The 10,152-nt window shown below is 56.9% G+C and carries 11 protein-coding genes; 5 read left to right on the top strand and 6 right to left on the bottom strand.

Translation table 11 applies throughout. The annotated features are described in order from the left end of the window. The first annotated feature begins 57 nt into the window (after window positions 1-57). Window positions 58-324: a hypothetical protein gene (locus tag ACEQWH_RS09850; protein ID WP_370230255.1), complete on the top strand. Its 267-nt coding sequence runs from the start codon at window positions 58-60 to the stop codon at window positions 322-324. Window positions 325-410: 86 nt separating this feature from the next. Here the strand turns inward: ACEQWH_RS09850 and ACEQWH_RS09845 are convergent, their stop codons facing one another. The 5 genes from ACEQWH_RS09845 to ACEQWH_RS09825 form a co-directional block, all read right to left on the bottom strand. Continuing rightward, window positions 411-1,076, bottom strand: coding sequence for a L,D-transpeptidase (locus tag ACEQWH_RS09845; protein WP_370230254.1), 666 nt, complete (start codon window positions 1,074-1,076; stop codon window positions 411-413). A gap of 213 nt (window positions 1,077-1,289) precedes the next feature. Next, the gene (locus ACEQWH_RS09840; RefSeq protein ID WP_370230252.1) at window positions 1,290-1,637 is read right to left on the bottom strand and encodes a hypothetical protein; all 348 of its coding nucleotides are present in this window, start codon (window positions 1,635-1,637) and stop codon (window positions 1,290-1,292) included. Between the two features lie 12 nt (window positions 1,638-1,649). Continuing rightward, window positions 1,650-2,273, bottom strand: a complete 624-nt coding sequence (locus ACEQWH_RS09835; protein WP_370230250.1) for a hypothetical protein — start codon at window positions 2,271-2,273, stop codon at window positions 1,650-1,652. 8 nt (window positions 2,274-2,281) lie between these two features. Beyond that, window positions 2,282-4,528: a molybdopterin cofactor-binding domain-containing protein gene (locus ACEQWH_RS09830; protein ID WP_370230248.1), complete on the bottom strand. Its 2,247-nt coding sequence runs from the start codon at window positions 4,526-4,528 to the stop codon at window positions 2,282-2,284. 2 nt (window positions 4,529-4,530) lie between these two features. After that, window positions 4,531-4,992, bottom strand: coding sequence for a (2Fe-2S)-binding protein (locus ACEQWH_RS09825; RefSeq protein ID WP_370230246.1), 462 nt, complete (start codon window positions 4,990-4,992; stop codon window positions 4,531-4,533). 102 nt (window positions 4,993-5,094) lie between these two features. Between ACEQWH_RS09825 and ACEQWH_RS09820 the strand changes: the two genes are divergently transcribed. The 3 genes from ACEQWH_RS09820 (at window position 5,095) to ACEQWH_RS09810 (ending at window position 7,550) form a co-directional block, all read left to right on the top strand. Further along, a complete protein-coding gene (locus tag ACEQWH_RS09820; protein WP_370230245.1) occupies window positions 5,095-5,655 on the top strand; it encodes a TetR/AcrR family transcriptional regulator in 561 nt (186 codons plus the stop codon). A gap of 121 nt (window positions 5,656-5,776) precedes the next feature. Beyond that, entirely contained in the window at window positions 5,777-6,742 is a 966-nt protein-coding gene (locus ACEQWH_RS09815; protein ID WP_370230243.1) for an SIS domain-containing protein, read from the top strand. Between the two features lie 10 nt (window positions 6,743-6,752). Beyond that, window positions 6,753-7,550 carry a 3-deoxy-manno-octulosonate cytidylyltransferase gene (locus ACEQWH_RS09810; protein ID WP_370230240.1) on the top strand — a complete coding sequence of 266 codons (798 nt, stop codon included), beginning with the start codon at window positions 6,753-6,755 and terminating at the stop codon, window positions 7,548-7,550. A 27-nt stretch (window positions 7,551-7,577) separates the two neighbouring features. Here ACEQWH_RS09810 and ACEQWH_RS09805 read toward each other — a convergent pair whose 3' ends face one another. After that, the gene (locus tag ACEQWH_RS09805; RefSeq protein WP_370230239.1) at window positions 7,578-8,462 is read right to left on the bottom strand and encodes a UTP--glucose-1-phosphate uridylyltransferase; all 885 of its coding nucleotides are present in this window, start codon (window positions 8,460-8,462) and stop codon (window positions 7,578-7,580) included. A gap of 209 nt (window positions 8,463-8,671) precedes the next feature. On the opposite strand from ACEQWH_RS09805, the gene ACEQWH_RS09800 reads away from it, so the two are divergent. Beyond that, window positions 8,672-9,832 (top strand): acetyl-CoA acetyltransferase, encoded by a 1,161-nt coding sequence (locus ACEQWH_RS09800; RefSeq protein ID WP_370230237.1) that lies wholly within the window; start codon window positions 8,672-8,674, stop codon window positions 9,830-9,832. Window positions 9,833-10,152 lie beyond the last annotated feature (320 nt).

The following is a 10,152-nucleotide window of genomic DNA, read 5'->3' as shown; positions in this document are numbered from 1 at the left end:
GGAAAATCCATAGGGTTTGGCCTTGGTGGCAGGCGTGATTTTTTGAGGATGACCCCAATGATCCAGAAATGGGCGATACCTTCGTTGTGTTTGATTGTTTTGGGCGCATGTACGGATGGCGACGATTTTGCCAGCTCTAACAGTGCGCGACCTGCGTCGCAGGAGCTTGTTGACCTGGCCGCGCCGGGTCAGGATCTGAGCCAAGTGCGGGTCGATCCCGTCACGGGATGTTTTGTCTACCGCTATCGCGGCCCGATCGAGACGACGTATCTGCCGGTGCGCACGCCGCAGGGCAATCCAATCTGTACCCGCGCGCAAAGCTAGCGCTGATTTTTTCGACGAAACAATAAAAAACGGCCTGAGGTTTAACCCTAGGCCGTTTGATGCGTTTCAGAACCGGATTGCGCGGTTTAGCTGCGCGCTGTGATCGTCGGATCTGGCGAATAGAAATGTGCCCGCACGCCGAGGTCTACGCTTTCGTAGAGATGGTTGATGTGGGCCATCACCATCCGCACACAGCCAGAGCTTGCCCGCAGCCCGATGGACCGTGGAGTCGGGGTTCCGTGGATCCGCAAATAGGTGTCGCGTTTGCCACGATAGAGATAAAGCGCGCGGGAGCCCAGCGGGTTGGCGGGGCCGCCATCCATGCCGCCTGCGTGCTGTTTGTATTTATGCGGTTCGCGTTTGATCATGGCGGCGGTTGGGGTCCAAACCGGCCATTTGGCTTTGCGGCGGATCGTATAGATCCCGGGCGCGTAAAGATCGCCTCGGGCAATCGCCACGCCATATCGCATTGCGGTGCCGTCATCGCCGATGTGATACAGATACCGGGCGACCGCATCGACGTGGATGTCGCCGGGGGTCAGCCCATCATTGATGCGGACTTTCTGTGGTAGAAAGCGTGCGTGCAGATCCCAAGGGTTGGTTTTGTAGGGATCAAAATTCGCGGGAGTCACCTGTGCGTCCCATGTATTCCACATGGATTTACGCGTGACAGGCGCAGCCATAACCGGGGGCGCGATCGGCGCTGAGAACAGCGCGGCGCTGGAGATCATAAAGGTTCGGCGATTAAACATTCTTACAATAGCCTTCAAACTAGGGCCCAAACTGCCGTTAAGATTCCTTAAGGGGAGGGGGAGACTCTACTAAAATCCCCGTGATCGGCCAAAGAAGTCGTCCGCAGACCTGAAAGTGTGACAAATCTGCGCATTGTTGTTTCTGCTCAGGATACAAAAAACGCGGGCTCCGTTAAGAGGCCCGCGTTTGTTAATAATGAAGGTCTGCGTTTGTTACGCGACGGCCGGGCGCGACCGCCACAAGGCTGCGAACAAGGCCAGTATAGCCAGCCAGTCCAACACAAAGATGGTCAGGAAGACCCAAGTGGGCACCATCGCAGTGGACCAGGCAGAGCCGATCGCAATGACGCTGCCGATCATCAAGATCAGGAACACCAGATAGGCCAGCCAGCGCCATCCCTGTAGCAGCCCGTAGGCCAGCACGAGATAAAACAGACCCGCAGGCACCAGAATGAGCGCGCCAGACGCAAAACTGCTGACAAGCGGTGCAAGAATGTGGAGGATCCCACTTAGGCCGACAAAGAGCGCGCCTATGCGAAATGGACCTTTTGCATCAATCATTGTGCCACCCTCTTAGTTGTCGCTGTGGCAGGGGTAGCCAGCGACGCCCCAGGCCAGAATATCGTCTACGTGTTCTTGCAGGCTATAGGGCGCAGGCTCGCGTCCTCCGCCCGGGCTCCAGGCCCAATGCAGGATCAGGTCGTGATCCAGATGGCTTGCCAAGGCCAGATAGTCGCGGTCTCCGTTCAGGCTCGGGTCACGCAGCTGCGCGCAGATCTCGTCGGAAGATTTGCCGAACCAGTCGGCTTCGACCGGAGCCAGTTGCCAGTTCGTGGCCACCTGAGGCGCCATGTGTGGTCCGTCATTTGCGCCTTGGTTATAGGCGTGACAGGTCGAGCACAGCAGGAATTCCGCTCCGATCCGGCTTTCGCCAGCGCGGATGTTCATCCCGTGCACGCGGGTCTTGCCATAGGACGGCCCAGACCACATGGGCCGGTCGCTGGCACCTGTGTGACAGTTCGAACAGCGCGGATGCGACGCGACTTCATAGACGCGGTCCCAGGCTGCCAACCCATCTGCGCGCGAGACCGTAGCGGGCGGATCGATAGTGACATGCGCGCCGCTTTCACCCTCGGCGACCGCATGTGTGGCGAGGCCAAGCGCAAGGGCAAGGCTTGTGATAACTGGAAATCTCATAGCGGGCCTCACACGAAATCGACGAATTTGTTGAACGGCATTTCGCGCAGGCGTTTGCCTGTTGCTGCGAAAATGGCGTTGCCGAGCGCCGGTGCCGCGGGTGGAACCGGTGGTTCGCCAAAGCCGCGGACCTTTTCCAGATTCTCGAGCGCCTTGAAGTGAATCGGGGGGCATTGCCAGATGCGCATCGCCTCGTGGTCGTAGTAGTTTTCTTGCTGCGCCACGCCGTTTGCATAGGTGATTTCGCAATTGATCGCGTGACCCAATCCGAAAACGGTGCCTCCGGTCGCCATGTTGTCGAGGTTGTTGGGGTCAATGACCACGCCCACATCGGCGGCCACCCAGACTTCGTCCAGTTTTATGCCGGCGGGCGTGTTGGTGACTTGAACCACGGTTACAACCGGTACGCCAAAGCTGAAGCCATAGGCAACGCCACGCCCCGTGTTTGGCCCGACTTTATGCCCGTTCCAGGAACACATGTCGGCGGCGGCCTCGAGCACTTTGACCGATTGGCCATGCCCCATCAGACGGATGCGTTCCATCATCGGGTCGGCCCCGGCTGCGTGGATGGTTTCGTCGAGCATGGTGTCATAGATGAACACATTCGGAGCCGCCCCAACCGAGCGCCACGAAGAGGTGGGTGCAAGGTTGTCGACGCGGAACGAGCGCACGCGGTTATTCTGCAGGTTCAGCATGGGGTAATCCCACGCGCCTTCGTGCAGTTGCGTGTCTGGCATGGGCAGGTTGATCCCCATCCGGCTCATCTGAGAGGCCATCACAGACGCGCCGCAGATGTCGACATTCATCGACGTCACTTTGCCGTCTTTATGCTTGCCAATTCCGCGGCCTATGGTGATGTGGCGGGGGAAATCCTGCAGGAAGTCCTCTTCGCGAGAATAGGTCAGCTTAACCGGTGTGCCTTTCAGCTTTGTCGCGATCTCTGCGGCCTGACGCACATAGTCAAACTCGAGCCGGTGCCCAAAGCTGCCGCCGATGAACAGGTTGTGCAGATGCACGTTCTCGACATCGACGCCGGTGATTTCTGCCACAAAGGTTTCCACCATCATCTGGATTTGGTGTCCGGTCCAGATGTCCACACGATCTTCGCTGACAAGGATCGTTGCTGTCAGAGGCTCAAGTGGCGCATGCGCGACATAGGGCGAACGATAGTCCGCGGTCACCTCTGTGCCTTCGGCGGTTGTCACATCGCCGACTTCGCGGGCCTCGGCATTGAGGTGCTCTTCTTTGCCGATAGCGTTTTCCAGTATTGCCCAGTGCTCGGCCTGCTCAAGCGGGTAGGTCGGCTTTTCCCAGTCAATGGAGACGGCGTTCGCGGCTTTGATCGCGCGCCACGTGTTGTCGGCCACCACGGCGATGCCATTGGTGATTTCAAAGATGTCTTGCACGCCTCGCATTTGAAGGGCGTCCGCCGCATCAAAAGACTTCATCGGTGCACCCTTGTTCGGGTTGGTGCGCACGGTGGCGTGCACCATGTTCTCGATGTTGAAATCAATGCCGTAGTCCAGCGTGCCTGTGCACTTTGGAAGCATATCGGTCCGGCCGTGAGATTTGCCAAGAATGCGCCAATCCGACGGCTGTCGCAGTTCCACGAAACGCACGGGTTCTACCTCGGCTGCAGCGCCCGCAAGCGAGGTATAGGTCAGCTCTGATCCGTCAGGCAGGATGACGGCGCCTTTGGCCGTCTTGAGTTGGTCGACTGGAACGCCCGAGACCTGCGATGCCGCAAGTTTGAGGGTTTCGCGAGCCGTCGCGCCAGCGTCGCGCAGTTTAAGAAACACATCGGGCATTGCGGAGGATCCGCCGGTTGCCATCATTGGCAGCACCGCGCGCAGGGCGCCGTTCACAAAGCCGCGGGTCCGTTCCACCGAGGCGTTGTATTCATAAAGCGGAATACCGGCCATCGCGTCGCCCATACCGCCGTTTGCATAGGCCGGGCCCGGGATGCCAAAGCTGATCTCGACCTGATCCAGTTCGACATCGAGTTCCTCGGCAATCAGTGAGGCCTGCGCAGATTGCACGCCCTGACCTTTGTCCGCATGAGTGGCGATCAATGTGATCTTGTCTGAATCGATGACGACCCATGGGTTAAACGTGGCAGCGCCGTCCGCTAGGGTTTCTTCATTCGGGTTATCAAAGGGGGCCACAGCGCGGTAGGTGCCAAAAGCAACCGCGCCGCCGACGGCCACGGATCCAACCAGAAAGCTGCGGCGTGTGATGGTACGTAGACGACCCATATCTATGCCTCCCGGATTTTTGCCGCGGCGCTGTGAACAGCGGCGCGGATGCGGGGATAGGTGCCACAGCGACACAGGTTGCCGCCCATGACCACGTCGATTTCCTCGTCAGAGGGGGCATCGTTCATATCCAGCAAGGACGCGGCCTGCATGATTTGGCCAGACTGACAATAGCCGCATTGCGCCACCTGATGTTCAACCCAGGCTTCTTGCACGGCATGGAGTGAGTCAGGCGTGCCCAGACCTTCGATGGTAACAATGTCCGAGTCCGCAGCAGTGGCCGCCGTGACCTGACAGCTGCGCACCGCGAGGCCGTCCATATGCACGGTGCAGGCGCCACATTGCGCAACGCCGCATCCGTATTTTGTACCCGTTAAACCAAGTTCGTCGCGAAGGACCCAAAGCAGCGGCATGTCGTCTTCGACATCAACCTCTTGGGCTTTCCCGTTAATCGTGAATTTCATGCTAGCCTCTTTTTATGCTGGCGATCGGCGTCCGTTGGAAATTGGACATAAATTGTATATTTGTAAATTGACGGATTTCGCAAGAGATGTCAAACCCGCATTATGAACGAGAGAGAGTTAAGCATTCTTGACGCCGCGCAATCTGTCTTTGCGAAATACGGTGTTTCGAAGACCACGATGAGCGATATTGCCGAGGCGGCTGGGGTTGCGCGCCAGACGGTCTATAATGCGTTTGCCACCAAAAACGATATCCTTCGGGCGGCTGTCAGGGTCGAAACAGAGCGGTCGATCGCAGAGGTCAGAGCCGCCTGGGAAGTTGCGTCAACTCTTGAAGAACGTATTGAGATTTTTCATAAATTTGGCCCACTGCGCTGGTATCAGATGGTCGAAGATCATCCCGATCTGGCGGACCTTTGGGAGGGTCTGCACCACATTGCGGCAGAGGAAATCCACAAAGGCAAACTCGCGTGGCTGGAGATGTTCGTTCAGATGTTTGAACGGCAGGATGTCACGCCAGTTGATCCAGGCCTGACGCACAAAGATCTGGCGGATTTTCTGTATAGCACCGGCAAGCACGCAAAGTTCGAAACCGACTCGTTTGAGCACATGAAGCGGCGCCTGCACATCTGCAAAGTCGCGATGCTGAACCTGGTGCAGGACTAAGTGCCGATAGGCGCACCGCGGTTTTGACCCTCAAATTCCACTCTAGGAAAGTGTCTGCTTTTCATGCCAATAGGGTGTCACGAATTAAAAAGGTGGGCGGGATGTTCCGTCCAGAATACATATGTCTGATCCAAAGACCGGCTCGATCGAGGGCATTGCCAAACGCGCGCTTCAGAAAGAGGCGGATGCGCTTTATCAAATGGCCGACGATTTGCCCAAAGACTTCGCACCAGCGGTAGAGCGCATTTTGGGCATGGACGGGCGCGTGGTTGTGTCTGGTGTCGGCAAATCCGGCCATATTGGCCGCAAGATTGCAGCGACTTTGGCCAGTACCGGAACGCCGTCTTATTTTGTGCATGGATCCGAAGCCAGCCACGGCGATCTGGGCATGGTCACGTCGCACGACATCTGCATTCTGATTTCCAACTCAGGCGAAACCGCAGAATTGCGCGATATCACACTTTATACGCGTCGGTTCAACATCCCTTTGATTGCGATCTCTTCAAATCCGGACAGCGTTCTGATGCAGGCTGCGGATTATAAGCTGGCTTTGCCAAAGGCACCTGAGGTCTGCGCCATCGGGAAAGCGCCGACGACATCGACGACTCTGACGTTGGCGCTGGGCGATGCGTTGTCTGTGGCCGTTATGGAAAAGCGCGGCTTTGATGCGGATCAGTTTCAGGTTTTCCACCCCGGCGGCAAACTTGGCAGTCAGATGAGCCGGGTGGCCGATCTGATGCATGGGCAGGACAGCCTGCCGGTGGTCGCGCCTCAGGATCCCATGTCCGAGGTATTGCTGACCATGACGTCGGGTGGCTTCGGTGTGGCTTTTGTGGTGGCTAACGGCAAGCTTGAGGGTGTGATCACCGACGGCGATTTGCGGCGCAACATGGACAGTTTGCTGGGTAAATCGGCGCGCGACATTGCCAATACCGACCCGACCCGGATCGAGCCTGACATGCTGGCTGCCAAAGCGCTCGCGATTGTGAACGAGCGCAAGATCACGGCGTTGCCCGTGGTTGATTCAGATGGCGCGCCAGTTGGCATTCTGCATGTCCATGATTTGCTACGCGCAGGCGTCGCCTAAGAGGTAGAAAATGAAGACAGTCATTCTGATCCCCGCGCGCTACGCGTCTACACGTTATCCGGGCAAGCCGTTGGTTGAGCTGACCCAAAAAGACGGGTCCAAGAAATCCCTGATCCAGATGAGCTGGGAAGCGGCCATCGGGGTAGCAGGGGTTGATGCGGTTTATGTTGCGACGGATGATGCGCGTATCAAGGCCGCATCCGAGGCCTTTGGCGCGCAGGTCATTATGACGTCAGAAGAGTGTGAGAACGGCACAGCGCGGTGCGCGGATGCCTTGGCAAAGGGTGGATTGGACGCTGATCTGATCGTCAATCTGCAAGGGGACGCCCCTTTGACGCCCGCGTGGTTTGTCGAAGATCTGATCGACGCAATGAAGACAGATCCAGAAGCTCAGGTGGCGACGCCTGTGTTGCAATGCGATGCGCTGACCTATGGGCATTTCATCGAGGATCGCAAAGCTGGCCGCGTCGGTGGCACAACGGCCGTATTCAACACAAAAGGCCATGCGCTGTATTTCTCGAAAGAGGTGCTGCCCTTTATCGATGCGGACAAGGTGCCGGATCAGAACATTCCGGTGTATCACCACGTCGGCGTGTACGCCTATCGGCCAGAGGCGCTTAGGGCCTATTCATCCTGGCCCGTCAGCCAGCTGGAAACGCTTGAAGGGCTAGAGCAGCTGCGGTTCCTGTTCAACGACACCAAAGTGCGTTGCGTCGAAGTGGACGGCAAAGGGCGCGTATTCTGGGAGTTGAACAACCCAGAGGACGTGCCGCGTATTGAAAGTGTGCTGAAAAATCTGCAGGCCTGATCAGGGCGGGGCCCCCGTGCCTGCGCCTTACAAGCCAGGTGCGATGTCTTTGATATAGGCCGCCAGATCGTCCTTAAGATCCGGACGGTTCAAAGCAAAAGAGACAGTGGCCTGCAAAAAGCCCGCTTTTGAGCCGCAATCAAACCGTGTGCCTTCAAAACAGAAGCCAGTGACCGGGCGCGGGCTTGCGATTTCTGCTGCGATGGCGTCGGTCAATTGGATCTCGCCGCCTGCGCCTTTGCCCACATTGCCCAACTGATCCATGATTTCAGGCGCCAGAATATAACGGCCAATGACAGCAAGATTTGACGGCTCTGTGCCCTTGGCCGGTTTCTCGACCATGGAATTGACGGGCAACACTGGGCCCTTCGCGTCTTTGTCGACGTCCAGTATACCGAACGATGATGTTTGCTCGCAGGGAACTTCCATCGCAGCAACCATGTTGCCGCCGATATCAGCATAGGCCTCGACCATTTGTTGCAGGCAGGGCTTTTCGGCCGCGATCACGTCATCAGGCAACATGACGGCAACCGGTTCGTTGCCGATCAGTCGCCGCGCGCACCATACTGCGTGTCCAAGCCCAAGGGCTTTGTGCTGACGCAGATAGGCAATCTGGCCAGACTCCATATTGGTGCCCTCAAGGATCGAAAGCAGCTCTTTCTTTCCTTTGGCTTCCAGCTCGGCTTCCAGATTGGGCGAGCGGTCAAAGTAATCTTCCAGCGCATCCTTGCCGCGCGAGGTCACAAAGATAAAGTCTTCGATCCCAGCGGCCCGTGCTTCGTCGATCGCATATTGAACCAGCGGACGGTCCACCAGCGTCATAATCTCTTTCGGCACAGACTTGGTGGCGGGCAAAAACCGCGTGCCCAATCCCGCAACCGGGAAAATCGCCTTTGTGACTTTGTTCTTCATCGTTGGTTCACTCTTAAGAAAACTTGCCTGTGGGCTTTGGCCTACAGCATGGATTGGGCCAAAACCAGTATGAAGTCATGGAGAATTTGTGGCGGAATTCCCCACTTGGCCCATTTGGAACGTCGCGTAGCGACCTAATGGACGCGACGTCGGGATGCTTGTGAAACGCGATCAAAAAGTTACGCTGACGGCGAACACGGAGGTAAGCTATGGACGCGCGTATTGTAGGGTGGGGTCACACCAAATTTGGACGACTGGAAGAGTCCTCACTGGAGGACATGATTGTCGATGTCACAAAAGAGGCCGTTGCGCATGCTGGGGTCGATTATGCGGATATCGATGGCATCTGGCTTGGGAACTTCAATGCCGGTTTGGTGCCTGACGGGTTTGCATCGTCGCTGGCGCTTCATGCTGACGAAGCATTGCGTTTCACACCTGCGACGCGCGTCGAAAACGCCTGCGCATCTGGCGCCGCGGCGCTGTATTCTGCGCGCGCTGCGATTCAGGCCGGCCAGGCCAAGGTCGCTCTGGTGATCGGGGCCGAGAAAATGACCTCACAAACGACGCAGGGCGTGACCGAAGCTTTGGCGAGCGCGTCCTATAACAAAGAAGAAGCGGGCACGTCGTTCCCGCAGATCTTTGCCCGTTTCGCCCAGGCCTATTTTCAGGAATACGGCGACCAGTCTGCGACACTGGCTAAGATTGCCGCAAAGAACCATGCAAATGCGATGAACAACCCCTTGGCGCATCTGCGTAAAGATGTTGGGTTCGAAGCCTGCAATACAGTGTCTGACAGAAACCCGATTATCGCAGCACCCCTGCGCATGACCGATTGCTCGCTCATCTCTGATGGCGCAGCGGCCATTATTCTGGCAGCAGACGATGTTGCTGACGACATGGCGCACAATATCGGGTTCCGTGCGGCAACACAGATCAACGACTATCTGCCAATGTCTCGGCGAGATGTTTTGGCGTTCGAAGGTCCAGCCAAAGCGATTCATAATTCTTTGTCTTCTGCCGGAGTTTCTCTAGAGGACATCAACTTTGCCGAAGTCCATGACTGCTTCACGATAGCAGAGCTTCTGATCTACGAAGCCATGGGGCTGGCGCCAAAAGGACAGGGCGCGCGCGCGATCAACGAAGGTCATGTGTTTGCCGATGGCAAGCTTCCGGTGAACGTATCCGGAGGCCTGAAGGCAAAAGGACATCCCGTGGGCGCAACCGGTGTGTCGATGCATGTGCTGGCGGCCCAGCAGTTGGCTGGCAAGGCAGGTGATATGCAATTGTCGAATGCAGAGCTTGGCATGGTCTTTAATATGGGTGGCTCAGGCGTCGCGAACTTCTGTTCGATCCTGGAGAACCGAGGCTAGTGGATTTGATTCTGACGTGTCGCCCAGTTGAGTCGGGGCGACACGCAATTTTTGAACAAAATCCCAGCAAATATTGAAGATATCGTAAAGTCTGGCAGGACAATTGACCTATGGCTGCGGGTATTTTCGGCAATCCCCCGAGAAGTTTCAGAATTTTATCAGTTTTATGAAAAAACCTCTTGCGACTCTTTGCGAGTAGGCATAGAACGCCCCTCACCGGAGCGGCGGCGACGCGGTTTTGGTAGAAATCTTGAGGTTAGTGAGGCGGGGCGCGCCGGAAGTTAGGGCGCATCTGGTCTTGTTTGTCTCTTCGGCAGTTA

The sequence above is a fragment of the Cognatishimia sp. genome (genome assembly GCF_964229375.1).
In the GTDB taxonomy this organism is placed as follows: domain Bacteria; phylum Pseudomonadota; class Alphaproteobacteria; order Rhodobacterales; family Rhodobacteraceae; genus Cognatishimia.
This window is presented reverse-complemented; position numbering and strand designations above follow the sequence as displayed.